The sequence below is a fragment of the Kerstersia similis genome (assembly GCF_965139615.1).
Taxonomy (GTDB): Bacteria; Pseudomonadota; Gammaproteobacteria; order Burkholderiales; family Burkholderiaceae_B; genus Kerstersia; species Kerstersia similis.
In genome coordinates this window covers 60,644-86,790 of record NZ_CBCSIQ010000013.1, presented here as the reverse complement: position 1 = coordinate 86,790, position 26,147 = coordinate 60,644, and the positions used below count along the sequence as shown (strand labels likewise).

At 62.4% G+C, this 26,147-nt stretch carries 23 protein-coding genes; 1 reads left to right on the top strand and 22 read right to left on the bottom strand.

Annotation, left to right across the window (positions count from 1 at the left end):
- Position 1: 1 nt before the first annotated feature.
- The 20 genes from ACNA1V_RS09855 to ACNA1V_RS09760 all read right to left on the bottom strand — a co-directional run bounded on the left by ACNA1V_RS09855 (position 2) and on the right by ACNA1V_RS09760 (position 22,850).
- The gene (locus ACNA1V_RS09855) at positions 2-1,294 is read right to left on the bottom strand and encodes a TRAP transporter large permease (RefSeq protein ID WP_415833442.1); all 1,293 of its coding nucleotides are present in this window, start codon (positions 1,292-1,294) and stop codon (positions 2-4) included.
- Between the two features lies 1 nt (position 1,295).
- A complete protein-coding gene (locus tag ACNA1V_RS09850) occupies positions 1,296-1,826 on the bottom strand; it encodes a TRAP transporter small permease (protein ID WP_415833441.1) in 531 nt (176 codons plus the stop codon).
- Between the two features lie 52 nt (positions 1,827-1,878).
- Positions 1,879-2,607, bottom strand: coding sequence for an SDR family oxidoreductase (locus tag ACNA1V_RS09845; RefSeq protein ID WP_415833440.1), 729 nt, complete (start codon positions 2,605-2,607; stop codon positions 1,879-1,881).
- Positions 2,604-3,092 (bottom strand): Zn-ribbon domain-containing OB-fold protein, encoded by a 489-nt coding sequence (locus ACNA1V_RS09840; protein WP_415833439.1) that lies wholly within the window; start codon positions 3,090-3,092, stop codon positions 2,604-2,606. Before ACNA1V_RS09840 ends, ACNA1V_RS09845 begins: the two co-directional genes overlap by 4 nt.
- Entirely contained in the window at positions 3,089-4,294 is a 1,206-nt protein-coding gene (locus ACNA1V_RS09835) for a thiolase family protein (RefSeq protein ID WP_415833438.1), read from the bottom strand. Before ACNA1V_RS09835 ends, ACNA1V_RS09840 begins: the two co-directional genes overlap by 4 nt.
- Entirely contained in the window at positions 4,291-5,985 is a 1,695-nt protein-coding gene (locus tag ACNA1V_RS09830) for an AMP-binding protein (RefSeq protein WP_415833437.1), read from the bottom strand. Before ACNA1V_RS09830 ends, ACNA1V_RS09835 begins: the two co-directional genes overlap by 4 nt.
- Positions 5,986-5,995: 10 nt before the next feature.
- On the bottom strand, positions 5,996-6,472 hold the full coding sequence (locus ACNA1V_RS09825; RefSeq protein ID WP_415833436.1) for an aromatic-ring-hydroxylating dioxygenase subunit beta: 477 nt from the start codon (positions 6,470-6,472) through the stop codon (positions 5,996-5,998).
- The gene (locus ACNA1V_RS09820; RefSeq protein ID WP_415833435.1) at positions 6,469-7,887 is read right to left on the bottom strand and encodes an aromatic ring-hydroxylating dioxygenase subunit alpha; all 1,419 of its coding nucleotides are present in this window, start codon (positions 7,885-7,887) and stop codon (positions 6,469-6,471) included. Before ACNA1V_RS09820 ends, ACNA1V_RS09825 begins: the two co-directional genes overlap by 4 nt.
- A 75-nt stretch (positions 7,888-7,962) precedes the next feature.
- Entirely contained in the window at positions 7,963-8,931 is a 969-nt protein-coding gene (locus ACNA1V_RS09815; protein WP_415833464.1) for a PDR/VanB family oxidoreductase, read from the bottom strand.
- 370 nt (positions 8,932-9,301) lie between these two features.
- The gene (locus ACNA1V_RS09810; protein ID WP_415833434.1) at positions 9,302-9,814 is read right to left on the bottom strand and encodes a ClbS/DfsB family four-helix bundle protein; all 513 of its coding nucleotides are present in this window, start codon (positions 9,812-9,814) and stop codon (positions 9,302-9,304) included.
- A gap of 206 nt (positions 9,815-10,020) precedes the next feature.
- Positions 10,021-10,812, bottom strand: coding sequence for a cyclase family protein (locus ACNA1V_RS09805; RefSeq protein WP_415833433.1), 792 nt, complete (start codon positions 10,810-10,812; stop codon positions 10,021-10,023).
- Positions 10,813-10,951: 139 nt separating this feature from the next.
- Complete coding sequence (locus tag ACNA1V_RS09800; protein ID WP_415833432.1) at positions 10,952-11,710, bottom strand: maleate cis-trans isomerase family protein; 759 nt, start codon at positions 11,708-11,710, stop codon at positions 10,952-10,954.
- A 6-nt stretch (positions 11,711-11,716) separates the two neighbouring features.
- Positions 11,717-12,736 (bottom strand): carbon-nitrogen hydrolase family protein, encoded by a 1,020-nt coding sequence (locus tag ACNA1V_RS09795; protein WP_415833431.1) that lies wholly within the window; start codon positions 12,734-12,736, stop codon positions 11,717-11,719.
- A gap of 18 nt (positions 12,737-12,754) precedes the next feature.
- Positions 12,755-13,678, bottom strand: coding sequence for a fumarylacetoacetate hydrolase family protein (locus ACNA1V_RS09790; RefSeq protein WP_415833430.1), 924 nt, complete (start codon positions 13,676-13,678; stop codon positions 12,755-12,757).
- A gap of 150 nt (positions 13,679-13,828) precedes the next feature.
- Positions 13,829-14,962, bottom strand: coding sequence for a cupin domain-containing protein (locus ACNA1V_RS09785; protein WP_415833429.1), 1,134 nt, complete (start codon positions 14,960-14,962; stop codon positions 13,829-13,831).
- A gap of 64 nt (positions 14,963-15,026) precedes the next feature.
- Positions 15,027-17,354, bottom strand: a complete 2,328-nt coding sequence (locus ACNA1V_RS09780; RefSeq protein ID WP_415833428.1) for a bifunctional salicylyl-CoA 5-hydroxylase/oxidoreductase — start codon at positions 17,352-17,354, stop codon at positions 15,027-15,029.
- A 155-nt stretch (positions 17,355-17,509) separates the two neighbouring features.
- On the bottom strand, positions 17,510-17,965 hold the full coding sequence (locus ACNA1V_RS09775; protein ID WP_415833427.1) for an acyl-CoA thioesterase: 456 nt from the start codon (positions 17,963-17,965) through the stop codon (positions 17,510-17,512).
- Between the two features lie 32 nt (positions 17,966-17,997).
- Positions 17,998-18,525: a MarR family winged helix-turn-helix transcriptional regulator gene (locus ACNA1V_RS09770; RefSeq protein ID WP_415833463.1), complete on the bottom strand. Its 528-nt coding sequence runs from the start codon at positions 18,523-18,525 to the stop codon at positions 17,998-18,000.
- 353 nt (positions 18,526-18,878) lie between these two features.
- A complete protein-coding gene (locus ACNA1V_RS09765; protein ID WP_415833462.1) occupies positions 18,879-20,411 on the bottom strand; it encodes an indolepyruvate oxidoreductase subunit beta family protein in 1,533 nt (510 codons plus the stop codon).
- Positions 20,412-20,513: 102 nt separating this feature from the next.
- Complete coding sequence (locus tag ACNA1V_RS09760; RefSeq protein ID WP_415833426.1) at positions 20,514-22,850, bottom strand: thiamine pyrophosphate-dependent enzyme; 2,337 nt, start codon at positions 22,848-22,850, stop codon at positions 20,514-20,516.
- A gap of 329 nt (positions 22,851-23,179) precedes the next feature.
- On the opposite strand from ACNA1V_RS09760, the gene ACNA1V_RS09755 reads away from it, so the two are divergent.
- Positions 23,180-23,629, top strand: a complete 450-nt coding sequence (locus ACNA1V_RS09755) for a MarR family winged helix-turn-helix transcriptional regulator (protein ID WP_415833425.1) — start codon at positions 23,180-23,182, stop codon at positions 23,627-23,629.
- On the opposite strand, the gene ACNA1V_RS09750 is transcribed toward ACNA1V_RS09755, so the two are convergent.
- A complete protein-coding gene (locus ACNA1V_RS09750; protein WP_415833424.1) occupies positions 23,626-25,617 on the bottom strand; it encodes an FUSC family protein in 1,992 nt (663 codons plus the stop codon). The two genes, ACNA1V_RS09755 and ACNA1V_RS09750, sit on opposite strands and share 4 nt — an antisense overlap.
- Complete coding sequence (locus ACNA1V_RS09745; protein ID WP_415833423.1) at positions 25,614-26,075, bottom strand: MarR family winged helix-turn-helix transcriptional regulator; 462 nt, start codon at positions 26,073-26,075, stop codon at positions 25,614-25,616. The genes ACNA1V_RS09750 and ACNA1V_RS09745 overlap by 4 nt, the downstream gene beginning before the upstream one ends.
- Positions 26,076-26,147: the final 72 nt, after the last annotated feature.

Below are 26,147 nucleotides of genomic sequence, written 5' to 3'. Positions count from 1 at the left end.
TTCAACCCATGCTATTGGGCAAGACCATGATGATCCAGGGCACCAGAATCAGGATCAGCAGGCGCGTGATATCGGTCAGGACGAACGGAATGGCGCCGAGTATCAGCGTGCCCAGGCCGATCTCCGGCATGATGTTTTTGATCATGAACAGGTTCAGGCCCAGGGGCGGCGTGATCAGGCTGATTTCGGCCGCGACGACGACCACGATGCCGAACCAGATCAGGTCATAGCCCAGCCCCGCGACGACGGGGAAGAAAATCGGTACAGTCAGCAGCACCATGGACATGGTTTCCAGGAAGCAACCCAGCACCAGATAGATCAGGCAGATCGCCAGAATCACCACCAACGGCGGCACATCCATGCCTTGCACCCAAGCCTGCAGGCCCGCCGGCAAGCCGGCCACATTGAGGAAGTTATTGAAGGCCAGCGCACCAATCACCAGGGCGAACATGACGGCCGTGGTTTGGGCGGCTTCGATCAGCACGGTGAGGTACAGGCGCGGATTCCAGCCCCGGCGGTACAAGGTCATCAGGAAAGTGCCGAATGCGCCAATCCCCGCAGCCTCCGTCGGCGTAAAGATCCCGCCATAGATACCGCCCATGATGCCCACGAAAAGCACTGTGATAGTGATGACGCCCTTGGCCGCCGACAGGCGCTCGCGCCAGGATGTCCGTTCGCCAGGCTTGCCCAGCGCCGGATTGATGGCGGTCACGATGACGATGGTGAGCAGGTACATCAGGATGGCCAGAATGCCAGGCAGGAATCCCGCCGCGAACAGCTTGCCGATGTCCGTATCGGTCAGAATGCCATAGACCACCATCATGACGCTGGGTGGGATCAGAATCCCCAGCGTACCCCCGGCGGCAATACTGCCCGTCGCCAGACGGTCGTCGTACTGGTAGCGCCGCATCGCCGGCATGGCCACGCGCCCCATGGCAGCTGCCGTCGCCATGCTGGAACCGCACAGCGCACTGAAGGCGCCACAGGCCAGGATGGTCGCCATTGCCAGGCCGCCCCGGAAGTGACCGATGAAGGCATAGGCAGCGCGATAGAGATCGTTGGACAAACCGGACGCATTGACCAGATTGCCCATCAGGATGAACAGCGGCAATACCGTAAAGCTGTAGCTCATGACGGTATCGAAACTGAGTTGCGCCGCCATGGAAAGCGCGGCATCCATACCGGCAAAGAAACTGAAGCCGACGACACCGACCAGCAGCATGCCCCAGGCAATAGGCAGGCCGATAAACAGGCAGATCAACAGGGCCAGCAGCCCGAGCAGGGATATGAGCATCTCAGGCTCCCTTGTGAGGTTCGGACGCCGCCAGGCGGAAGAAGAAAGGACGCAGCAGGGCAGCAACCGCCGCCAGCGCCGTCAAGGCCGCAATCAGCCAGGCCAGCGGTGCCAGGGGCATGTTCAGCGCATTGCTGCGGTCGCCGAATTCCGCCATGCCGTTGGCATGCAGATGCAGCTGCCAGGCCAGCACGGCAAGAATGCCGCCGGACACCCAATCCAGCACGCCCTGCTTGATCCGGCGGCCACGCGCGGAAAAGAGGCCATCGACCATGGAGACCGTCAGGTGGGTGCCGTGCCAGGTCACACGCGGCAAGGCGGTGAATACCAGCACACCCAGCAACAGCTCGTTGCTCTCGTAGGCCCCATGGAGGGGGGAATGAAAGAAATAACGGCCCACCACATCCACCGTGGTCACCATCATCATGATGAAAAGCAGCGTGCCCGCCACCCAATCCAGAATGGCTTCCAGCACCCTGGCCGGCCCTCTGGAACAGGCGACAGCCACCACGGGCAAGTCATTGTCTAGCATGGAAACTCCTTTGTCTCCTGAGCCGGCAGCGTTCAGTCCGGCCCGTTCCGGCTCAAATCACCAGCGTCCCGACGCTGGCGCCACCACAGACGTACAGCACCTGTCCGGTCACGAAGCCGTTGGCCCGATCCCCGAAATACATGACGGCGCGCGCCACATCGTCCGGCCGTCCCAGGCGCTGCACCGGGATCGACGCGGCAATCTTGCGCTCACGCTCACTGCCCGCTTCGACCACATCGTGAAACATGTCGGTCTGTACCGGGCCTGGCGCCACCACATTCACGGTAATCCCCTGCCCCGCCAGTTCCAGCGCCCAGGTTCTGGCCATGCCTATCATGCCGGCCTTGGTCGCGGAGTACGCCGTACGAGTCTGCAAACCCAGCGCGCCGCGCGAGGACATCAGCACCGCCCGGCCAAAATTCCGGGCGCGCATGCCGGGCAGGACAGCCTGCATGATGTCGATGGCGGCCCCCAGGTGCAGCTGCGTCAAGCCCTGCAATTCCGCCTGCGTGACCTCACCCAGCAACTTGGGCCAGATCACACCCGCGTTGTGCACGAAATGCGTCACCGCATGGCGGGCGGCCACTTCTTGTGCCGCCTGCCGGGTGGCTTCGGCATCCAGCAGATCGACCAGTACGCTGCTCAACCTGGCATGACGCCACTCCGGCGCCCTGCGGGCCAAGGACACTACCTCATAGCCTGCATCCAGCATCTGGCGGCAGATTTCCGCGCCTATGCCTGCACTCCCGCCCGTCACTACTGCAATATTTGGCTCACTCATGATTCGTCCTTGTTTGCCATCATGGATTCGGGTTGTCCGAATAGCACTGCCATGCCACCGCCATCACGCCGCAAGGTGACAGTCAGGCGTTCGCCTGGCTCCCCCTTGCATACTTCGTCCACATGCACCACAGCCGCCGGCCCGCAATCCAGCCTGACCATGGCGATACGCCACGGCAACCGTGCCTGGAAATAAGGGAAATGGCTGTGATGCAAGGTAGTACACGACACCAGCCTGGCGCCGGTGGCGACGTCCTGCCAATCCAGGGTGCCGTCCAGGCAGGCCACGCAGACGTCACGCGGCGGATACTGCACCTGGCCACAACCTCCGCACACCTGCAAATGCAGGCGCCCCAGGCCGGCATGGCCCGCCAATATCCGCCCGGCTGCGCTGCGCAGCTGCGGTGTCAACTGGTCTGCCGGCAGATCCAAAGGCGCTTGCGGCCAGCGCTCCGCCAAAGGCGTCGGGCTTTCATCGCGGCTCATGATTCCTCCTTTTGCAGCATGGCGGCTGAGGTGCACAGGCCGCGGTCGTAATTGATCATGCCAAAGCCCGATACCAGACCGACGCGCGCGCCCTCGACCTGCATGGCGCCTGCCTGCCCGGTCAATTGCCGCAAGGCTTGCACCAGGCCGAGATAGCCCCCCGCCGCTCCCGCCTGCCCCGCTGACAGCTGGCCGCCGGAGGTGTTGAAAGGCAAGGAACCATGAATGGTGAAATCGTTGCGCCGCACGAATGCCGCCGCTTCGCCCTTGCCGCAGAAGCCCAGGTCTTCCAGTTGCAGGAAGTTGATCACCGGGTAATCGTCATAGGCTTCGAAAAAGTCCACGGCATCCGGCCCCAGACCCGCCTGGGCATAGAAAGCGTCGCGATCCATGGCCCAGCCGCCCCGGTACTGAATGTCATCTTCCGGATAGGCGTTATGGCGTTCCTGCGTCGCCAGCACCCGAACGGCGGGCAGGCCCAGGTGCCTGGCCCTGTCTGCGCTCATCACCAGATAGCCTTCCGCGCCAGCACAGGGCATCACGCAGTCGAACAAATGGATAGGATCGGCAATCGGGCGAGCCTCCAGGTACTGTTGCAGGCTCAAGGGCTTTTTCATCAGGGCGTGCGGATTGCGCAAGGCGTTATCCCGCTGGGCGACGCACAGCTTGCCGAAATCCTCTCGCGTGGCGCCATACCGTCGCATGTAGTAATCCGTCAGCAAGGCGAAACTAGCATTCGGGCCGCCCGCGCCATAAGGCAGGACAGCATCTTGGCTGAAACGCGAGAACTGGCTGATGGTTTCCTGGAAGGAGCCGGCCTGATTCGTGTCGCCCGCCAGGCAGGCCACGATTTCGGCATCTCCGGCCTGCACGGCGCGTGCGGCACGCCGCAGTGCCACGACGCCACTGGCGCCGCCCATGGGAATATGTTCCAGAAAACGCGGCGACAGCCCGAAATGCTGCACCAGCCCTACCGCCGTATCGCTACCCAGCGTAAAACTGGAGACGCACAGGCCATCGACAGCATTCTTCTCCAGCCCGGCGCCCTGCAGCAGCTGGCGCAACGCCTGCCCCAGCCACCAATGCGCCGTCTGCCCGGAAAAACGCTGGTAAGGAACGGTCACCGGAACAACCACGGCAACCCCTTCATAGCCGCGCGCCCCCCTGCCCGCAGCGGCACCGGCCTCTGCGGCCGCCATCATGCGGCCTCCTGGCGTTTTTTCATGGTGCGGGTATCGGTGACGACACCCGGCTGCGCCATCAGCCGGCGCGCCAGTTCCCGAATCTCTCCCCGCTGGATTTTGTTGGTCGCCGTGAGCGGCAACGCCTCGACCCAGGCCACATAGCCCGGCACCTTGTAATAGGCCATCTGCCCCAGTGCCCATTGCACCAGTTCCGTCGCTGCCGCTTGCCTGGCGGCCGCATCACCCGCCATGGCATGCGGCACGACCAGCGCGAGCACCTCATCGCCACGCACTTCGTCAGGCACGGCCGCCACAGCCACCGATTTCACCGCCGGATGCTGCAGCAGGACGGTCTCCACATCCACGGCAGAAATATTCTCGCCGCTGCGGCGGATGACGTTTTTCTTGCGATCAACAAAATGCAGTTGGCCGTCTTCGCCCCGGCTGACGATGTCACCGGTATGAAACCAGCCGCCCTGCCAGGCTTCTTCCGTTGCCTGCGGATCTTTCCAGTAGGCGCTGAAAAAGCCGTCCCGCGGATCCGGGCCGCTGCTGCGCACCCACAATTCTCCGGGCATGCCGGTGGCCGCTGCGCTGCCATCATCGGCCACCAGACGCACTTCCATGGCGGCGCTTTCCTTGCCGAAGCAATGGGTACCGACATGCCGGGGCTCATGATTGGCGATCACCACCGCTCCCGCGCCGGTTTCCGTCATGGCCCAGGCCTCCAGCAAGGGAAAACCGAAGCGGCTTTCAAAAGGCGCATGCAATTTGCCATCCACCCCGGCGCCAAAACCGAAGCGCACTGCGTGCCGGGTATCGCTGCTGTCTGCTGGCGCTTTCATCAGAATGGCCGGCATGACGCCCAGATAATGCACCACGGTAGCGGCGGAATCCCGTACGCTTTGCCACCAGCTGCGCGGGTGGAAACGATCCAGCGCAATCAGGCAGCCCCCTGTCATGACCATGGCCATGGTCGAAGTGGCCATCGCGTTCATATGGTTGAGCGGCAAAGGCGTCAGCATGCGTTCGGCGCCCGGCTGCAACGAGACCAGCCCATCAAGCTCGGCATACCACTGCCCGGCACGCAAGAAATAGCGATTCGACAACATGCAGCCCTTGGGGCGGCCCGTCGTGCCCGAGGTATAAAGCAAGGCGCATTCCGTACGCAGATCCGGCGTGCCGGCTGCCGGCGCCGGCAACAAGGCAGCAGGCGGCTCGGCCTCGGCCGTCATCACCACCAGGGGCCGGCCCGCCCGCTCTGCCGCGGCCAGCAGGTCAGCGTGGCGCTCCGGCAATGAAACCGCCAGGATCAATTCGGAGTGGCCAATCAGGTATTCCAATTCGGATGCCCGCATTTCCGCACTGATGGGCACCACCGAGACACCCAGCCGGTTCAAGGCAAACCAATGCGAGAAAAACACCCGGCGGTTTTCCAGCAGCAGGCCGACCCGGTGGCCATGGCCGTAGCCCGCACGAGCATAGGCCTGCGCCAGCGCATCGACCTCGGCCAGCACCTGCGCATAGCTCCATTCACCGGCTGCCACGCCGTAGATCTCGGCGGTTTCCGGCAGGACACAGAGAAAAGGCCGCTGCCGCCAGCGTGCCGCCGTGCGCGCAAACGCCTCATATACGGATGGGGCCTGGGCCGGGTGCGCCAGCGGATCGGCGGCGGAACGCTCCGGGAGGGAACTGTGGCTCTTGGTCATCTCTGCCTCGTTACATGAAGAGCTGGATATTGCTGAAAGGCGCATCGCAATTGAGCAAATCGACGCGTTTCAAACGGATGCGCAGGCCTGCCGGCGTTTCGACCAGGTGGTGCCGTGTCCAGCCCACATACATGGTTTGCTGGTCCTGCCGGGTTTCGGTGTAGTGAAAGGCGGTACGCACCACATGCTCGCCCTGCTCGCCCAACTGTTCGACGACCGGGCGTTGCAGCAGATGGTGGCTGCGGCTCTTGGGCTGCTGCGAAAAAGTCCGCTGCCCGGCCAGGCGCTCGACCCGAATGCGCAGCAGCAGGCCGTCTTCGTACATCAGCGAGTTTTCCAGCAAGGGGTCGGTCTGCCCGTGGCTGAGCGGCATCCAGTAACGGCCATCTTCGGTAAACAGCGCCAGCCATTGCTCAAACTGCTGCTCATCCAGCAGATTCGCTTCGGCATAGACGAAATCCACCAGGTCTTCCTTGGTCACGCTCATGCCTGCTCTCCTTGCATATCTGCCAGCATGTAGCGCAACCATGCCCGGAACTGCGCCCGCATCTGCATTTCATTGGTGCCGTTGGTCACGACATTGGTACGGCCCTCTTCCCCGGCTTCAAACAGGCGCCCGACGTTCATCCAGTCGCGCCCGCGCGATTGCAGCCCTTCCTGGGCGCGTTCATACATTTCCAGGTCGTCATGCCCGACGACGGAGGTCGGCGCATTGATCAGGCGGTTGTACATCAGCGTGCGTTCGAGCAATTTGTCCGGCGCGCCCACCAGGCGGAAGGTCCATGACTCCACCAGGGTCTTGTCCACGGCCACCGGTTTGAAAATGCGCAGGGTCTGGATCGGCCCTTTCACCATGATGTGCGGGAAATACACCGTGTTGTGCCGGACATCGCCCAGAATGGCCTTGGCCCGTTCTTCGCCATAGGCGGCCACCATGCCATCCCAATATTCCGGGATCTCCGAATAGGCCGCGTGAATCGAGTCCGCCACCCCTGTATGGCCATGCCCGTTCTGCCACACCCGGATCCCCATCCCTTCGAAGAACTCATAAGGCGACATAAAGGGCGCGAACAGTTCGACCGCCATCGGCTTGGGCGTGCCCGCCGGCGCTTCGTTCCAGACCTTGACTGCCGTCCCTGCCGAGGATTCGTGCGCCACCATCGGGTGACAGGTATCCGTCTGGTTGTCCACCAGCATCTTCCAGTTGCAATTGTGCATATAACGCACGACACCGCCCGCCACTTCCAGGCGGCCTGCCGGGGAACGATCCACCATGTTGTCCAGCGTGGAGAGCGATTCGCCAAAGAAGCTGTGGAAATCCTCGCCTTCCGGATTCAGGCGACAGAACACAAAGTCGCGATATACCTCGACTGCACCCACGGCTGCCATGCCTTGCGTAGCTTCGCTGTTTTCGAAGCCGGTGTTCTCATAGCCTTTCTTCAGCGGAATGGCGAGCAGGCGGCCATCCGTCCGGAACGTCCAGGCGTGATAGGGGCAACGAAAGAACTTACCGGTATTGCCACAGGATTCCGCCGCGATTTTCACGCCTTTGTGCGGGCAGCGGTTGTAAAGCACCTTGATGCTATCGTCGCTGTGCCGAACCATGATGACCGGCTCGGTGCCGACGGTCGTCGTATAGAAATCGCCTTTATTCGGTATCTGGCTGGCGTGCCCCACATAAACCCAGGTATTGGCAAAGAGATGGCGCATCTCCAGCTCGAACAGCTCCGGGTCGATATACAGATCCTTATGGACTTCCGTATCGCGCACCAGGGCGCGTATGGCCGCCGGATTGTTGCGGTACTTGCCGCCAGTTGCGTCTGTACGGCCCCACTGGCCGCCGCAGCCGCCATGCAGCGCTTCAGGCGCTGGCACCGCCATGCCTTGCGTTTCCGTCGTCATGCTGGTCTCCCTATTGTTGTCCTGATCCTGGCGCGGCCGGCGCGCCGCCAGGCCGGCCCGCACAAAGTCCGCCCGCTACAGATCGAGCACCAGACGCGGACTTTTGGCGCGTGAAATACAGATTTGAATGACCTTGCCCGCTGCTTTTTCCGAATCGGACAAGAAGTAATCGCGGTGGTCCGGTATCCCTTCCAGCACATCCACCGAACAGACCCCGCATTCCCCGCGCTTGCAGTCGTACATGGGATCGCAACCCGCCTCTTCCAGCACATCGGCAATCGTGCGATCCGCGGGAACTTGCAGCACCAGGCCGGACTGCTTGAGCTCGATTTCAAAGGCTTGATCGCCCGCCTGCGGCGCCGCCGCCTCAAACAACTCGAAGTGCAGCTGGCACGCGGGCCAGCCCAGGGTCTTGCCATGTTCCAGCACCTCATCGAGCATGCGCCGTGGGCCGCAAACATAGAGATGGCTCTCGCGCGGCAGGCTGGCCATCAGCGCCGCCAGCGCCAGCCGCCCTCCCGGCTCATCAGCCGCATGGACTGCCAGCGTCTCTCCGGCCACGGCCTGCAATTCGGGCAGGAAGGCCAGGTGTTCACGGCTGCTGGCGCAGTAATCCACCCGGAACGGACGACCCGCCCCTTGCAAGGCACCGGCCATGCTGAGAATGGGGGTAATACCGATGCCACCCGCGATCAGGACGGCAGGACCGGCATGCTCCTGCAGCGGAAAATCGTTGCGTGGCAAACTGGCCTTGATGCCGTCGCCCACCTGCAAACCATGCATGTAACGCGAGCCGCCACCGCCCTCGGGCTCCAGACGTACCCCCAGGCGATACGCCTGCAGCCCCTCGTTCGTACAGGATTCGTTTGCCGCCAGCACCAGCGAATAGCTGCGCGGCTCATCCAGGCCAGGCACGGAAATCTTGATATGAGACCCTGCCTGCGCAGCCGGCAAGCGCTGCCCATCCGCTGCACGCAAGGTGATCTGCCGCACCAGCGGGGTCAATTGCCTGGTGTCGCTCACGACCAGATCCAGGGTTTCCATCATCGTCTCTCCTACGTCCAGCGCCCCCAGGCACCAAGGCCAAGGACTTATATCAGTGATGAATAGTTTATTTCTAAACATATTCCACTGAAAATGGTAGGAAACCATTAAGCGTATGTACTGATGGAAAAAACTTCCCTGGAATGATTGAAGAAAAACGTGAAAAGTGGAGCAATTGGTCAAATTGACCCACAGGAACCCAAGCCACTCATACGCCAGGCCGACCCGTCACCGCCTGGGGACAGCCGCACCTGAAACCCAAGCCGTTCTGCACAGTGGACTCGCACGCACCGCATTACCGCCAAGCCACGCCTTGCATCTGCAAGATAAGCGACTCAAGCCATGGCAACGCGCAGGAAAACGTCGTCAGTCAGGCGATGCCATTTGCCTTTTTCCATGCGCGCAAGCGGCCGCGTGCATTGGCATAGGGCGACGAGGTATTGAACTGGATCATCCGCCCCTGGGTGTACTTGCCATACCAAGGCATGCCATATAGCGCCGCCTCGCTTTCCTGCTCGACCCATGCCACGATCTGGCCATGCACACCGGCGAACTGGCGCAACAGATCGGGATAGGGAATACCGGCATGATCGGCATAAAATTTCTGCGCCAACCGACCCAGCTCATTCCACTTGTAGCCGGTTTCAGGAAAACAGACCGCTACCCCCCTGGCCTTGCCATCGCACCATTTCAATACCAGCAGATTCCAGCCGATCAAATAGGCCACCAGATCGGACACGCTCATCTTCGTGTTTTTGACATGCCCTTCCAGGGTCGCTTCATGGGCGCGTTCAAGCGGCACCGTCGCCAGTTCAGCCGCCAATTTCTGGTAGGTTGTGCGAATTGCGTCCAGCAACTCCTGTTTGTTTTGCGGCACTGCCATACCGTTCCTCTCGACGCCTCGGCGATATTGCCGGATGACGTCTGCATTCTAGGCGCTGCGCCCACACGAAATGCAATACCCGGCTTCATACGAAAAAAAACAGCGCCTGGCTGACGCCAGGCACTGTCATCAATACGCGCGCCCGAAACCCGGCAACGCTCCCCACATGGCACACCGGCCTGCCAGCCGGTGCACGCGCAACCGGCTTACGCGCCAGGCACCAGGGCCAGCACACGCAAGGGACTGCCGGAACCGCCCTCGATCTTGAGCGGGGCAGACAGAATCACTGCGCCTTGCGGCGGCAGCTTGTCCAGGTTCTTCATGCACTGCAAGCCATAACGGTTGGCGCCATGCATCAGGGTATGGCAGGGATACGGCACGGGCCAGGCATAGGATTGGCCGGCATCGGTATTGATGGTTTCCACCCCGAAGCCATGCACCTTGCGTTCGTGAATCATCCACTCCACGGCTGCCTGTGAAGGCCCAGGCGTATGCGCGCCGTCTTCACGCATGCCCAGGAAAGCTTCCGCGTCATCCGCCCGCAAGGACCAATCCGTGCGGAACAGCACCCAGGCGCCTTCAGGAATACGCCCATGGCGGCTTTCCCAATCCAGCAGAAACTCAGGCGTCAAAAGCCAGTCGGGATCCTGCGCCACTTGCGCGCTGGCATCAACCACCACTGCGGGACGCAAGAAATTTTCCACCGGAATGGTGTCCACGGTATTACCGGGATGATCCTTGCCGGTAATCCAGTGCGCCGGTGCGTCAAAGTGCGTACCGGTGTGCTCGCCACAGGTAAAGTTGTTCCAGTACCAGCCCGGGCCGTTTTCATCATAGCGGCTGATGCGCTCGATGCTGAAGCCTGCCGTCTGGCCGAATTGCGGGGGCAATTGCAGCGAGGGAAAACGCGGCGACAGCACTTGGGTCAGATCCACTACGCGCACGCCGCCGCTTGCCAGCGCCTGCACCATGGAACTCAGAACTTGTTCTCCAGCCATTTGTTGCTCCTCCTCTTGCCCGGCAGGCCGCATCCAGGCCACCGGTTCTTTACGGATGTCCGGCCCAGTGCCGGACGGGTCGCGCGGCCAGCCTGAGCCCAGGCCCACGCCTGGAAACAGGCCTACCGAGCGCACTGGCTCAATACTTGCCCGACAACAGCGAACCGAAGCCCGGCACCGAGGTATCCAGGCCCAGACGCTTGAGCATCATGTAGGTCGTCGCAACCGAAGAGGACACCACCGGCAGGCCGACGCGATCTTCGATGGCCTGGATGGAAGCCAGCGAGGGCATCTGCACGCAGGCCGACGCGACCACGGCATCCACGCCATTGGTATTGAGCTTTTTGGTGATTTCGATCGGTGCGCGCGGGTCTTGCCGCCCCACTTCCAGGTTGTCGGGGATTTCCAGCGAAATGCTGTCCACGACTTCGATGCCTTCGCTTTCGATATAGTCGATCACCAGCGCCGTCAAGGGCTTCATGTAAGGAGCCAGCAGCGACACTTTCTTGGCGCCGATGGCATGCAGCCCATCGACCAGCGCGCCAGCGCTGGTCACCACCGGGGCGGGGCCGCCATTTTCCACCGTCCGCAGGTGCAGGCGCTCTTCCGACACACGGTGATAGCCTCGGCCCATGCTCATGATGGCAACCAGGCAGGCATAGCCCAGGACATCCACACGCGCATCCGACAACTCCAAGGCGCAGCGGTCGCTGTCACCATCCATCTTGCTCAATTCTTCCTTGGTCACATGCTTCATGCGCATGCGGCTGGAATGGAAAGTGAAGCGCTCCGGCGCCACCAGCTCGCGGGCACGCAGGATGGCCGGAATCTCGGTTTCCATCGTCGTATTCGACGAGGGTACGATCTGGCCGATACGGTAATTCATCTTGTTGCTCATATTGCTTTACTCCGCGTCGCCGGGACGAACCGGCTCGAGGTCAAATTCAGGGAGCGGCGCGCCGCCGTCGTTGAACTGGGCGGCTTCCAGCGGGCGCCGGTTGACGCGCAGGTCGAACACATCGAAGCGGTTGTAGTGGCCGGTAATGTCGTGCATCTGGCGCGGCTGAATGCAACGCGACAGATCCAGCTCGGCGTACACAATGCCTTCTTCGTCGATCAGCGGCTGGCCGATCACGCGTCCGTCCGGGCCCAGGAAACCGGAAAAGGCGCTGTTGCGGCGGCTCAGCAATTCGCGCGCCTGAGGATGCGTGGCCTCCATGGCGGCAATGATTTCCTCTGACACCGTCGAGCAGGAAACAATGGTGAACAGCTTGCCTTCGAAGCAATGCGCGGCAGCACGGACCTTGATGGCTTCTGCCATGTCGTAATCCGCGGGCGCCACCGGCAAGGCGATATAGCTGGCCACGTGCACCAGCTCACCTTGCGCCAGCAGCGCGAAACGCGCCAGCGTATTGGTATTCTCGCCGCAGGCCAGCGCCCCCAGCGGGCCGATATTGGTCTGGTGCACGCGCAAGGCGGAACCGTCGCCGGGCGCCCAGGTCAGCTTTTCGGCCCAGGTCGGCACCAGCTTGCGATGGCGCCCCAGGATGCGGCCTTCATGGCTGATGGTGACAACCGTGTTGTAGATCGTGCCAATGCCATGGCGCGAACGCTCGTTGACGCCGATCACCACATTGATGTCGTGCCGCGCCGCTGCCTGCGCGATCTTGGCAATCTCCGGGCCAGGAATTTCGATGGAAGAGCGCACCAGTTTTTCGAACCAGGGGCTGCCCTCCACCGGATTCATGATCCAGCTCCAATAGGGGTAGCCTGCCACGAAGACTTCCGGGAAGGCAACCAGCTTGGCGCCATTGTCGGCGGCTTCGCGAATCAGCGCGCAAACCTTATCGACCGTCGCATCGGTATCGAGGAAAACCGGCGCCGCCTGCACGGCAGCTGCCTTGAAACGGGGAAGATTCAACATGACAGGCCTCGTTCTTGATTAGTCCAGCGGCGTGGCGTCAACCACGGGATGACGCAGTTCGCCTATGCCTTCGACCACGGCATGCACCACATCGCCCGGCCACATCCATTCCTGCGGCGAACGGCCTGCGCCCACGCCTTCAGGCGTGCCGGTGGCAATGATGTCGCCCGGTTCCAGCGTGATGGCAGCGCTGATGTCGGCGATCAGAGTATCGACCTTGAACAGCATGTGGCGCGTATTGGACGATTGCTTGGTCACACCATTGAGGGTCAGGCTCAGATCCAGCACATGGGGATCAGGAATTTCATCGGCAGTGACGATGACCGGCCCGAAGGGAGCGTAGGTATCCTGGCCCTTGGAGTAAATCCATTGACCGGCACGGCGGCAATCACGGGCGCTGACATCAATCATCACGCTGTAGCCGAACACATAGTTCAGCGCATCTTCCTTCTTCACACGGGTGGCGCGGGTACCGATGATGGCAGCCAGTTCCACTTCCCAGTCCAGTTGCTGGGTGATCTTCTTGTTGTGCTCGATGGCATCCCCCGGCCCGATGATGCTCGTGGGCGGCTTGGAGAAAATCACCGGTTCCTTGGGCAGTTCCTTGGAGGTATCCAGCGTGCGGCTGGACTCGGCCACGTGCTCGACGTAGTTCAGGCCGATGCCGAAAATGTTCTTGCGCGGACGCGGAATCGGGGCCAGCAACTTGACGTTGGCCAGGGGCAGCGCCACGCCGACCGGGAACTCGCCTTCCATTTCAGCCAGCAAACGGCTGGTCAGCTTCACGGCCGACGGGCCCAGATCAATGAAGTCCAGCATGTTATCGGGCAGAGGCTGGCCGGCGACATCGCCGAACAGCTCCATATCCACGACCAGATCGCCCACGATGGCGCCCAGGCGTCCGGCGGCTGCCGGTTCGGTGCGGTAAGTGACAAGACGCATTTCTTTTCTCCGTAATGGGCCGACGATACGCTGCGGCCCTGATTCCCGCCGCCGTTTCTGGCGGCACTGCTGGACCGCGCAAGCCGTTACGACTGCGCGGCGGTGTGATGGAAACTCCCTGGCGGCACCATGCGCGCCAGGGTGACTGCATTACTCTTGCGACAGCACCGGCTGATGCCCGCCGTTATCGGCCAGGGCTTCCTCACGGTATAAGCCGAGCTTCTCCATGACCGGCAGGTCATTGAAGCAGAACAGGCAGGCATCTTCGCTTTGCGAGGCATTGACATGCTCATGCCAGGCCCAGGACGGGACGCAGAAAATATCCCGTTCCTGCCAGTCGAAGCGTTGGCCGTTGATGATGGAATACCCCTTGCCTTTGGCCACCTGATACAGGAAGCTGCCGGTGTGGCGATGCGCTTTGCCGGCAAAGCCCGGCCGCAGCAGCTGCATGCTGGCGCCAATGGTCGCCATGACATGACCGCCGCTCACTGGGTTGGTGTAGTGCATCAACGCACCGTCAAAGGGATTGTCCTCGCGCGCGCCGGACAGCTTGCGCAACGCTTCATAGGTCGGTTCCCACTGGTACTTGAAAAGCGGCGAATAGGGCTTGGTCCAGCCCACGTTCTGCGGCCGTAAGCCCGCAGCGCCCCAGATCGACACGGAATCATCCACCGGGTAGCCAACAGCCTGGCTCAGATCCGGGTGTACCGCATAGAAACCGGCTTCCAGCGCATTGACGAGCGGGATATCCAGGCCATCCTGCCAGATGCAGGGGAGGCCGTCCGCCTCCACGCCATGCTCGTGCCAGGTGCCATTGGGCGTCAGCACGAAGTCGTTGGCGCCCAGCGTCATCTTGTGCCCATCGACAATGGTGTAGGCGCCCCGCCCTTCCATGATGAAACGCAATGCGGAGGACGAATGCGCGTGAGCGGAGGCCGCTTCGCCCGGATGCATCACCTGCAGGCCGGAATAAAGCCAACCCACGGCAGCCGACACGTCCTGGCGGCCGGGATTGTTCAGATAAATCACGCGGCGGCCGGCTTTTTCCGGCGTTACCAGCGCCACTGAGCGCAGCACGTGATCGCGCAGTTCGCGGTAGCGCCACAGCACCGGCACCGAATCGGATTTCGGTTGCCATGGTTCGATCTTGTTGGCCACCGTCCAGAGCGCCCCGGCCTTCAGGCGATCCAGATCCTTGTAGTAGGCAACCAGTTCTGGCGTATCTTCCACATCTGCACGGCCAGCCACGCTCTCGCGATAAGTGTCGTAACTTGTATTGCTCATGATGTTTTCCTTTGCCTGACTCCGGGCCGGCCTGCCGCTGGCCCGGGACTCACCCAGCAACGCCCTATGCCGCGATGGCGCCGCGCTTGCCCTGCCGTTCCTGCCAGTCCTGCCCCCAGAAATACGCTGCCGGCCAGGGTGCATCCTTGCGGTTCAGCTGGGCTGTTTCGTGCAGCAGCCAGTTCGGGTCAGCCAACAAAGGCCGCGACAGCGCGCACAGATCCGCACGTCCGGAAGCGATGATGCCGTTGGCCTGATCCAGTTCGCTGATATTTCCGACCGCAATGGCAGCAATCCCGGCTTCGTTACGGATGCGGTCGGCAAACGGCGTCTGGAACATACGGCCATAGACCGGCTTCTGATCCGGCGTCACTTCACCGCTGGAACAGTCCACAGCGTCCACACCCGCTTCACGCAGCATGCGTGCGATGGCCACGGCTTCATCTACCGTCGTCCCGCCCTCAGCCCAGTCGGTTGCGGAAATCCGCACAGACAAGGGCAGCGCATCCGGCCAGGCAGCCCGCACGGCGCGCACGACTTCCAGCGGGAAGCGCATGCGGTTTTCCAGCGAACCGCCATATTCGTCGTCACGCTGATTGGTCAGCGGCGAAATAAAGCTCGACAGCAGGAAGCCATGGCCCGCCTGCAGTTCCAGCCAGTCAAAACCGGCTTGCGCGGCACGCTTGCTTGCTGCCACAAAGGCTTCCGTCACGGCCTGCATACCGGCGCGATCCAGCGCCTGCGGCACCTGGGTGCGCCCCGGCTGGTACGCCAATGCCGATGCCGATACCAGCGGCCAGGCGCCGTCCACCAGCGGCAGGTCAGGCTGGCGCGGATCCGCCTGCGTCGCGCCGCGGCGGCCGGCATGCCCCAATTGCACGCCGATACGGCTGCCCGTGTGCTGATGCACGAAATCCGTTACCCGCTTCCAGGCGCTGGCCTGCTCGTCGCTCCAGAGGCCAGGGCAAGCCGGGGTGATGCGGCCATCCGGCGTCACGGCCGCCATTTCCGTCATGACCAGCCCGATACCGCCCAGGGCGCGGGCGCCCAGATGCGTCAGATGAAAGTCATTGGGCATGCCGGTGCCATTCACGCAGGAATACGTCAGCGTCGGCGAAAACACCATGCGATTGGGCAAGGTCACGCTGCGGGCGCGATAAGGAGTGAATACCGGCATCGGCGCCTTGCCATCCGCCAGGCGCGCCGCGCCGGCATGCTCGGCCAACCACGCCTCATAGCCCTCCAGCCAGGCCAGATCGCGCAAGCGCAGGTTCTCATGCGACAAGCGCTGCGAACGCGTCAGCAGGGAATAGGCGAACTGTTCGGGCGCCAGGCCGGCATAGCGCGATACGTTTTCGAACCATTCGGTAGAGTTGCGGGCTGCGTTCTGAATCTTCAGCACTTCCACGCCGCGCAGCGCTTCATAATCCTGCAAGGCGGCTTCCAGCGGCTTGTCGCGCAGGCGTTGGGCCAGATCAATCGCGTCTTCCAGCGCCAGCTTGGTACCGGAACCGATGGAGAAGTGCGCCGTATGCGCGGCATCGCCCATCAGTACGACCGGCACACGGCGGCCGGGCTCAGGTTCCGTCCATTGCACCCAGTTGCGGCAAATGACACGCGGGAAACGGATCCAGATGGCCGAACCGCGCAAGTGGGTGGCATTGCTGATCAGACCATGGCCATCCAGGTAGGGCTCGAACAGTTTTTCGCAGTAAGCGATGCCCTCTTCCTGGCTCATCTCGCCGATGCCGGCCTTCTGCCAGGTTTCCTCCGGCGTTTCCACGATGAAGGTGGAGGTGCCGTCTTCGAAACGATAGGCATGGGCCTGGAACCAGCCGTGCTCGTTTTCCACGAAAATGAAATTGAACGCGTCGAACACCTTGTGCGTGCCCAGCCAGACGAAGCGGCAATTGCGCTGGTCGATATCGGGCTTGTAGGTCTGCTCATAGCGTTTGCGCACGATGCTGTTGATGCCATCGCAGGCAATGACCAGATCCGCGCCATACTGGCGGGCCAGATCCTGGTCGTCCGTCACCTGGGTTTCAAACACCAGTTCGACGCCGACTTCCTCGCAACGTGCCTGCAGAATGTTCAACAGTTTCTTGCGGCCGATACCGATGAACCCATGGCCGCCGCTGCGCAAGGCCCGGCCCTTGAAATGGATTTCGATATCGTCCCAGTGATTGAAGGCGTCGCCAATCGTCTTGGCCGACACCGGATCAGCAATACGCAGATTCTCCATGGTGGCATCGGAGAACACCACGCCCCAGCCGAAAGTGTCATAGGGGCGGTTGCGCTCCACCACGATCACTTCGTTGGACGGATTCTGCAGTTTCATCAGCAATCCGAAATACAGGCCAGCCGGCCCGCCACCCATACATACAATCTTCATGGCTCTCTCCACACCTTTTTCCGCACCCGCCGCCGCCCATTTTTCGCGCCGCCGCCTGCCGGACCAGAAAACTACCGCGTGATTATTTTTATTGCTGAATATTTTATTTATAAAGTATATGGGCAAAAAAATTGCCGCGTATATGCTCCTTTTCCCTAGGCCGTTCCCTCTCCCGCGACAACCTCCTGAGGCAGCACATAAGCCTGCATGGCCTGCCGGATTGCGTCAGGGATCTGGATCGCCTTGTGGGTCACCAGCGAGGTCGTCACGATCACCTGGTTCACCTGCATGCGCAGCACGCCATCGGTACCGACACAGCGTAGCACCAAACGCAGCGAGCGGCTGCCCAGGTGCTCTACCGCCAGGCTGAGGACAACATCATCGCCCATCCGGCTGATGGCCTTGAAATCGGCCTCCAGGTGGACGGTCGGCATACCGACATGCTGGTTGCCGATCATGTCGTGGAACCCTGCGGGCGTGATGGCATCCACCCAGGCTTCGAGCAGATCGTTGAACATCACGAAATATTGCGGGTAGAACACGATGCCCGCCGGATCGCATTCGGAGAACCGGATGCGGTGCGGGCGCTGGAATACAGTTGTATCAGTCATCTGCCACCTGTCATGAAATTTGCGGAACCGGCTCAGGCCTGCTGGCCGGCCGCCTGATTGACCAGGTGGACCCGCAAGGCGCCCAGATGCTGATGCAGCTGGCGAACCGCCTCGGGCTCCAGCCCGGAAAACATCTCGGTCACCCAGCCCGCGTGGGCTTTGGCCATGACCTCGAAACTGCTGCGTCCTTCGGGGGTCAGCCTCAGGATCCAGGCGCGCCGATCCGTCGGGCTGCTGGCACGCGACACCAGGCCTTCCCGCGACAACTCATCGGTCAGCCCGGTAATGTTGCCGCCAGTGACCATCAGATAGCGTGACAGCTCGCCCATCTTCAAGCCGTCAGGATATCGGTACAGCTGCGCCATATAGTCGAAACGCGCCAGGGAAATATCAAAGTTCAGGCGCAGGCGGCGGCGGATTTCATCCTCCACCTGCTTGGTGCAGGCCATCATGCGCAGCCACAATTTGAGGCTGGCCGGATCCTGCGAGCGCGCACGCCCTTCGTATCCCAGTTCCTGGGCTTCGTGCAGCAACGCGTGCGAACTATCCTTGTGCTCCATGCTGATGTCTTCCTGCTTTTTGGCTATCCGCCCCGGACGCCGGTCCGGCCTGGCGCTGGGCCGGCCTGCCGGAATCTGCCTGGGCGCAAGCAGCATGCCCTGATGCGCATCCTGCCGAGGTAATGTAGGTTCAGTCAGCGACGCCGATCCGAAGGCCGGCAAATCGCCACCGCGACGCTCAGGAGCGACTGGCTCCTGGTGAGCACTGCCTCGCTTGAATCCGCCAGCAAGGGCGGGAATGGCGCTTTGGCGTGTGGTCATAGTCATTCTACATTAATTACTTGATAGGTAAACAATTCAGAAGCACAAATACTTGATCTGGAGCAATCCGTTCCAGCCGGCCCGTCTGCCCGTCAAGCCAGCGCGAAACGGCGCAAGGCGGAATCCAGTTCCCGGCCATGCTCATCCGCCAGCGCAGCCTCGCGCAAGCTGCGCAAGGTGTCTGGCGCCAGCGTTTCACGCTTGCTGGAAACCGCGCCCATCAAGGTCTGGAAATTCTTCCAGCCACGCACATGCGTATCGCCATAGCCCTTGACCAAGCGCTGGCATTGCACAACTTCCAGCGCCAGTGCCGGGTGCGCCGGCGCAAACGCCTCGACATGGCCCAACCATTCTTCGATGCGTTGCTGCTCTGTCGCATAGCGCAGCGTGTTGCGGCGCCAGCGCTTGAAGCCGGACAACAGGTACAGCGGCAGGTAGCCCCGCAGAGAACTGGTGCGCATGACGCGGCCCTGGCGGGTAAAGCGCCGCACCAGCCAATTGCCCCAGGTAGGCCGCATCAACCAGCGTCCCACTGAAGCCACGGGCAGGATTTCGCTGATTTCTTCCACTCGCGGATGCATAAATTCCTGGATCGCCAGGATTTGCTCTTCCTTGGCCCGAACTTCGCCGCGCACCCGCTGAAAACGCGTATCGCGTGTCTTGAGTTCCGCCACGCGAATGGCATCCTCATATGACATCCAGAGCGCCAGATAGCGCGCCGCCTCGCGCAGCAACACGGCATCATCCCGGCGTGCCGCCTGACGCACGCGCACCAGGCGATCCAAGTACAGTTCCGCATAGGCAGCATCCTGATAATCCACCAGACGGCGCACCCCCTCCAGGGCCAGGTCACGGGCATCGGCGGGAATATCACGTTCCAGGCGCGCCAGCAGTTGCTTGAGCACAGGATCCTTGGGTTCCGCCGCAGGCCTCACGGCGGCAGCAGCGGCGGCGCCATCGGCAGCGGCCTGGCCGGCGGCATCGGATTGGGTTTTGCCAACCCGATCAAAGGCGTAGCCAAACGCGCGCAAGCTGGGTTTGACCCCTACGCCACCGCGTTCAATCGTGGCTTCGAATTGCTCGCGCGAAAATGGCAGCACACCCGCTGCAGCCAGCGCGCCGAACAGCACGGCGCTGATGACGCTGCCGGTTTCTTCGGCAGCCTGTTCCATATTGAAATGGATGAAACGTCGCGCGGCCTTGGTGGCATGGCGGATCAGCGCCTGATTATCGACACGGCCATCCCCCATGGCCGACTTTTCCGCAATGGAGTACACCCGGTGAGTCGATGACAGCAGCGTGGTGCGATCCGGCGTCACCAACCCGCGCTGTACGGCCCTGCCTGCCTCCATCAGTTCTGAGGCCAGCACCACATCCACATCACCCGGCATGGGCATCAACGCCAGCACCGGCTGCTTGCCGATTTTCCGGGCTTCCTCTTCGGGGAACAGCTCCACGTAATAGATCGTTGCACCGGTACGCTGGGCCACGCCAGGCACCGACGTCGTCTGGGCGATATAGCCATTGTGCTCGCCCAGGCTGACAATCCAGTCGGCCAGCACGCCGCCGCCCTCGCCGCCCATGGCGAGAATGGCGATCTTGATCGGTTGTACGTTCGTCTTCATCATCTTATCCTGCCGCGCGCCGGGGAGCACCCGCACGCGCCATTGTTCCTGTGCCATTCATGCCGGACTACGCCATGAGCGCCGCCCGGCTACCCGCCTGCCTCAGAAGGCCAGCCTGGCGCGACGCTCCGCATCGCGGCGCTGCAGCCAGCCAATCACGCTGGTACGCAGTTTCTGCCGGAACTTGTCCCAGCGTGTCGGGTTGGTGATGATCTGCGCCCGGTAGAACGAGGGGCACAGCACCGCCGCGTGCGACACCTCGCCACACAGGCCGCAGCCCACGCAGCTATCCATCACGCGCGCCACCGGATCGGTGCGCAGAGGGTCAGGATTGGGACGAATGCTCAGCGACGGGCAACCCGACAGGCGAATGCAGGAGTGGTCGCCTGTGCAGGTATCGGGATCGACCCCGAAACGCTCGCGCACCACCCGTTCGCCCGCAGCCATGGCCTTGCGCACTTTGGGCTTTTCACGACGCTGCAGATTGAGCATGCACTCGCTCTGCGCCACCAAGACCTTGGGGCCTTTTTCGCTGGTCGTCAGCGCTTCGCGCAGCGTCGCCGTCATGGTTTTCAGGTCATAGGTGCGCTTGACCGTCCGCACCCACTCCGCCCCCACGCCACGCACGGCTTTTTCAATCTCGTGCCCGGTGCTGCGGGTGGCATTCAACGCCTTGGACGACAGAATGTCCTGGCCGCCAGTGGCCGAGGTATAGCTGTTGTCGATCACGATCGTCAGGTTGTCGCTGCGGTTGAACACCGCATTGGCGACCCCGCTGACCAGGCCGTTATGCCAGAAACCGCCATCGCCCATCACCGAAATGGCGCGTTTGCCGGCCTGGGTATTCAGCGCGGCCGCACCGGCTCCGCCCAGGCCATAGCCCATGGTGGTATTGCCCAGGTTGAAGGGCGGCAAAATGGAAAACAGGTGGCAGCCGATGTCGGCACTGACGTGGTGCGGCCCCAGTTCCCGCTCTACCAGCTTCATTGCCGTAAAGATCGGTCGTTCCGGGCAACCCGTACAGAAACCGGGCGGCCGCGCATGGACATGCTGGTCCAGGGTATCGGTTTCCGGCGCCTGCTCCACCGCAGCCGTCACGCCCTGCCCTTGCTGGCTGCCGGCCGCTGCCTGGGCGATGGCGACGCTGGCCGCAACTGCGGCCCGGCTCTCTGACAAGTCCGTCTCGACGGCCAGCGCCGCGCGCTCGGCCACCGCCGTGCCGCCGCCAGGCGCCACGGGCTCGGGACGCTCGCGAGCCACTTGCTGTGCCACCAGGGGAATGATCTTGCGCTGCACCGGCTGCGCTTCGATACGGCCATAGCGCTCGAAAAAGGCACGCATGCCCTTGACCATGGTTGCCGTGTTGTACTCCCCGGCCATGGGCAGCACATCCTTGCCATGCAAGGCGGTATCGCAGCCCTCGCGGCGCAGGATGGTCGCCATGTTCTGCTCGAGGAAGTTGGGCTGCCCCTGTTCCAGCAACAACACGGCGCGCTTGCCCTGGCAGAAGCGCAACACTTCTTCATCCACCACCGGATACACCACATTCATCACATACAGCGGAATGTCGGTCTGGCCATAGACATCCGCCAGCCCCAGTTTTTCCAGTGCGCGGATCGCTGTGTTGTAATCGCCGCCAGGCACGATGATGCCCAGCTCGTCCTTGCCGTCCGCCAGGAATTCATTGAGCCCGCGTTCCTGGATGAAACGCACGGCATTGGGCCAGCGATCACGGATTTTTTCCTGTTCATGCAGGAAGCTGGCAGGCGGCAACACGATGCGGTTCACATCGCGTTCCGGATTTTCCAGCGCTTCCTTGAGCGTGAACTTGGCGCGTTTGTTGTCCGATGCCACGAACTGCCCATGCACGTGACAGGCGCGGATACGCAATTGCAGCATCACCGGCGTATTGCTGGCCTCGGACAGATCAAAGCCGTCCTTGACGGCCTGCACAATACAGGGAAGACTGGGACGCGGATCCAGCAACCACATCTGCGACTTCATGGCGAACGCATGGCTGCGCTCCTGCATGATGGAAGAACCTTCGCCGTAGTCTTCACCCACGATCACCAGCGCACCGCCCTTCACGCCACCCGAAGCCAGGTTGGCCAAGGCATCCGACGCCACGTTGGTGCCCACCGTGGCCTTGAACGTCACGGCGCCGCGCAGCGGATAGTTCACCGAAGCCGCCAGCGTTGCAGCAGCGGTTGCCTCGCTGGCGCTATTCTCGAAACGGATGCCGTTTTCCTGCAGAATGTCCTGAGCGTCTGCCAACACATCCATCAAGTGCGAAATGGGCGCGCCCTGATAGCCCGCCACATAGGAAACGCCGGACTCGAGCAAGGCCTTGGTGACAGCCAGAATCCCTTCCCCACTGAATACCTCGCCCTCGCCCAGACGCAGTTTCTTGACTTCTTCGACAAATGACCTTTCCGCCATGTCAGTTCCCCTGTGCGCTAGTCACACATGCATTTGCAATTAATTCCACATGAATATATTTATTTATGAACTAATTTAAAATCATGGTTTTCCCTAGACAAATCCCTCAGGGAAATCCTTCATTCTCTCTGGAAAGTCGCGCCACATCTGGGTCGGCGGCATGCGCAAGCCCCTGCCCGCGCACCCGGTGGGCAGGAAAACCCCAATCTTCTGTCACGCCTCGTCATGCCCCTGCAGCCTGGGGCCAAGCGCAGCGCACATGGAAACAGTTATAGTCGTGCCAGCGCAATGACCGGGATGCCGCACAGGGCCTCCCTCACACAGACAATATGCCTGCAGAATCCACGCACACCTTCATCGACGACTACCTGCCCGCTCTGCTGGCACAAGCCAGCCAGCTGATTTCCACCGAATTCCATGAGGTCGTCCGGCGGCATAACCTATCCGTCACGGAATGGCGGATTCTTTCCACGCTATTAGGGGCCGGAGAAATCAGCATCGGCAATCTGGCCCAGATCACGCTGACCAAGCAACCCACCGTCACCCGCCTGCTGGATCGGCTGGAAACCCTGGGCCATCTGCGCCGCATCGCCCATGAATCCGACCGCCGCATCACCCTCGTGCGTATTACGGAAACTGGCCAGGCACTGATTGCAGACCTGGCCGTACAGGCCAAGCGCCATGAGGAAGAAGTGCTGGAACGCCTGGCGCCGCTGGACAGTGAGGCCTTGAAAGCCACGCTGCGCCGCGTCATCGCGGAGTACCGAGAACCTATTTAAGTCGCCGCCGCCCCCCTGGCAACCGGCCGCTGGACCAGCGTCTGAGCCAGGGCCTGCGCGGCATCGAACAACAAGCGGGTATCCACGCCCGGCGCATCTGCCAGGCTGGCCGCGCAACGGCGCAACGCCTGCACGGCCCGTTCCGGGGCATCTTCCACGCGCTGCAAACGGATCAATGTCGCCGCCAGACGCCGGGCAGCCTGCGGCGTCTGGCCTGGCCTGAGCAACACCTCATCCATATGCATAATGGATGCCCCCACCAGCATGGCGGCATACCCTTGTTGCATGACGGCATCGCGGCTGCGCCCCGACTTGTCGGCCCAGTGCACCAGCGCCAGCACGCGATGGCTCAAACGAATACGCCAACCGCTGCGCCGCCGGGAGACGCCTCGGCGCGCCGCCATTTTCTGCAATTCCTGCATCATGGCGGCGTTCAGGAAACGCATGCGGCGCGCGCTGTCCACCGGGAACACCAGCGCGAACGCCAGCAAGCCCAGCAAGGGCCCAAGCACCACGGCGCATGCCGTCTGCAAGGAATCCAAGAGGCTGGCCGCATCCGCCGCAGGCAAGGGCCAGGACGGCTGCAACAGCAACAGGAACACCATGCTGAAGTCAAAGCCCAGCGGGCCGGCGCCACGCCTGTGGCCCATGAACAGGCCACCCAGCAACACAAAGGGCAGCATAGAAAAGACCAGCCCGGCCTCGCTTTCCATATGCGGCCAGACCAGCCAGCGGCAAGCCAGCGCGCCCACCACGCCCAAGGACTGCCCCAGCACCACCAGGCGCAGCAAACGTACCGGATTATCCGCCGTGGAAAAAATCGTGGTCATGATGGCCACGCCCAGCAACATGAATGGCCCGGCCTCCCATTGCGTCCATTGCCAGACAGCACCGGCAAAAAGAATGGCCAACGCGGCCCGGGCCGCCGCCTCTCGGCCGCCGCGCCAATCGCGGTGCAAGGCGACCTCGGCCTGCGTGTCTTGGCGGGCTGACCAGCCCGCCGCGCGCTGCACGGCTGCCACACTCCTGCTGCCCACGGTGGCCGCTTCGGCCTGGTCATAGCGCCGGAAGGCCTGCGCCATGCTGGCCAGGGCATCCTGCAAGGTGCGCGATTGCACCAGTGCCGCTGCACGGCTCAGGGCGGCTGCGGCCTGACCGGCCGTGCCGCCACTGGCCAGCACGGCGGCAGCATCTTGCAGGGCCTGGCCAAATGCCGGCGTTTCCGGAGCCTGCGGCAGGCGTCGCATCCACAGCAACAAGGCCACCTGAGCCGCCAGTTGCCGACGCAAGGCGCGCACCGCGGCGCGCGCCTTGAGCGAGCCCGCCCCCTGGCCCTCAAGCGCATCTTCCGCCGCGGCCATCTCTGCCAGCAACTGCTGGCTGCGACGGTGATCCGGCCCCTTGCCCGGCACCCAAGCCTGGGCCAGCAATTCCAGTACTTCCCTGCCCAACTGGCGTGCCTGCTGCGCCAAATTCCGATAGTCGCTCTTGCGTGCAAAAAACCAGCCCAGCGCCAGCGCCACCACCACACCCAGCAACACGGTCAGCAAACGATCCAGGCCCACGGCAAAAGGATTATCGGCCTGCCGGCTATGCAAAAGCGCCACCATTGCGGCCGAATACCCCGCCAGCATGGCGCCGTAGGCTGCGAACCCACGCAGCACATTACCCGCCCAGGCGCACAGGCCGATCCACAGCGCCAGGCCCAGCACCAGCACCCAGGCCTGCCCTTGCGCCAGTGCCAGCAAACCCGTACCGAACAGTGCCCCCAGAATCGTGCCCTGCACACGGAACACGCTTTTTTCCAGCAACTGCCCGCGCATCGGCTGCGAGGCTGCCCAGACCGTCATGCCCGACCACTGCGGATGCTCGAATCCCGCCAGCCAGGCCAGCACCACCGCACAACAGGCGGCCGCCGCCGTACGCAGCGTAAAGCCCAGGCGGGCACGATCAAATCCCCAGTGTTCCAGGCGTTCCGCGACACTCATGCTGGCTCCTCCAGCTCGCGCACGGCGCGCAAACGCTGATCGAGCTGCTCCAGCCGCTCGGTCAACTGCTGCATGGTGTCGTCATCCCAATCCGCCAGCATACGCGCCTCCGCCCCATCCAGTACCTGCTGGATACGTGCCAGCATGGCTTGCCCTGCTGCCGTCAGATACAGCAAATTGGAACGCCGGTCTGCCGGATCCTGGCGGCGTTGGATCAAGCCCTTGGAGCCAAGGATATCCAGCAAGCGCACCAGAGTGGAAGTATCTATCCCCACCCTGGCGGCCAGATCCTTCTGGCTGATTCCGCCGCCGCTGCGGCCGATATGCACCAGCGGACTCCAGGTGGCGTCCGACAGGCCGACTTCCGCCAGGCTGGCGTCCAGCGCGGCACGCCAGCGCCGCGCCACACCGACGAACAGACAACCGAAACGCTGGCGCGGAGTTTCCTGATAGGGCATATTATCTTTTGATTAAAATAATTTGAATGCCAATTATATAGCCCAGCCCATACCTGGATAGGCCAGGGCAGG

Coding starts and splice junctions, on each gene's coding strand:
- ACNA1V_RS09805 (WP_415833433.1), bottom strand. CDS start 10,812: ATGGCTGGAGAACAAGTTCTGAGTTCCATGGTGCAGGCGCTGGCAAGC.
- ACNA1V_RS09835 (WP_415833438.1), bottom strand. CDS start 4,294: ATGATGGCGGCCGCAGAGGCCGGTGCCGCTGCGGGCAGGGGGGCGCGC.
- ACNA1V_RS09850 (WP_415833441.1), bottom strand. CDS start 1,826: ATGCTAGACAATGACTTGCCCGTGGTGGCTGTCGCCTGTTCCAGAGGG.
- ACNA1V_RS09815 (WP_415833464.1), bottom strand. CDS start 8,931: ATGGAAACCCTGGATCTGGTCGTGAGCGACACCAGGCAATTGACCCCG.
- ACNA1V_RS09770 (WP_415833463.1), bottom strand. CDS start 18,525: ATGGAGCACAAGGATAGTTCGCACGCGTTGCTGCACGAAGCCCAGGAA.
- ACNA1V_RS09800 (WP_415833432.1), bottom strand. CDS start 11,710: ATGAGCAACAAGATGAATTACCGTATCGGCCAGATCGTACCCTCGTCG.
- ACNA1V_RS09825 (WP_415833436.1), bottom strand. CDS start 6,472: ATGAGCGTGACCAAGGAAGACCTGGTGGATTTCGTCTATGCCGAAGCG.
- ACNA1V_RS09775 (WP_415833427.1), bottom strand. CDS start 17,965: ATGACTGATACAACTGTATTCCAGCGCCCGCACCGCATCCGGTTCTCC.
- ACNA1V_RS09810 (WP_415833434.1), bottom strand. CDS start 9,814: ATGGCAGTGCCGCAAAACAAACAGGAGTTGCTGGACGCAATTCGCACA.
- ACNA1V_RS09785 (WP_415833429.1), bottom strand. CDS start 14,962: ATGAGCAATACAAGTTACGACACTTATCGCGAGAGCGTGGCTGGCCGT.
- ACNA1V_RS09840 (WP_415833439.1), bottom strand. CDS start 3,092: ATGAGCCGCGATGAAAGCCCGACGCCTTTGGCGGAGCGCTGGCCGCAA.
- ACNA1V_RS09820 (WP_415833435.1), bottom strand. CDS start 7,887: ATGACGACGGAAACGCAAGGCATGGCGGTGCCAGCGCCTGAAGCGCTG.
- ACNA1V_RS09790 (WP_415833430.1), bottom strand. CDS start 13,678: ATGCGTCTTGTCACTTACCGCACCGAACCGGCAGCCGCCGGACGCCTG.
- ACNA1V_RS09830 (WP_415833437.1), bottom strand. CDS start 5,985: ATGACCAAGAGCCACAGTTCCCTCCCGGAGCGTTCCGCCGCCGATCCG.
- ACNA1V_RS09750 (WP_415833424.1), bottom strand. CDS start 25,617: ATGAGTGTCGCGGAACGCCTGGAACACTGGGGATTTGATCGTGCCCGC.
- ACNA1V_RS09765 (WP_415833462.1), bottom strand. CDS start 20,411: ATGAAGACGAACGTACAACCGATCAAGATCGCCATTCTCGCCATGGGC.
- ACNA1V_RS09845 (WP_415833440.1), bottom strand. CDS start 2,607: ATGAGTGAGCCAAATATTGCAGTAGTGACGGGCGGGAGTGCAGGCATA.
- ACNA1V_RS09760 (WP_415833426.1), bottom strand. CDS start 22,850: ATGGCGGAAAGGTCATTTGTCGAAGAAGTCAAGAAACTGCGTCTGGGC.
- ACNA1V_RS09745 (WP_415833423.1), bottom strand. CDS start 26,075: ATGCCCTATCAGGAAACTCCGCGCCAGCGTTTCGGTTGTCTGTTCGTC.
- ACNA1V_RS09795 (WP_415833431.1), bottom strand. CDS start 12,736: ATGTTGAATCTTCCCCGTTTCAAGGCAGCTGCCGTGCAGGCGGCGCCG.
- ACNA1V_RS09780 (WP_415833428.1), bottom strand. CDS start 17,354: ATGAAGATTGTATGTATGGGTGGCGGGCCGGCTGGCCTGTATTTCGGA.
- ACNA1V_RS09855 (WP_415833442.1), bottom strand. CDS start 1,294: ATGCTCATATCCCTGCTCGGGCTGCTGGCCCTGTTGATCTGCCTGTTT.
- ACNA1V_RS09755 (WP_415833425.1), top strand. CDS start 23,180: ATGCCTGCAGAATCCACGCACACCTTCATCGACGACTACCTGCCCGCT.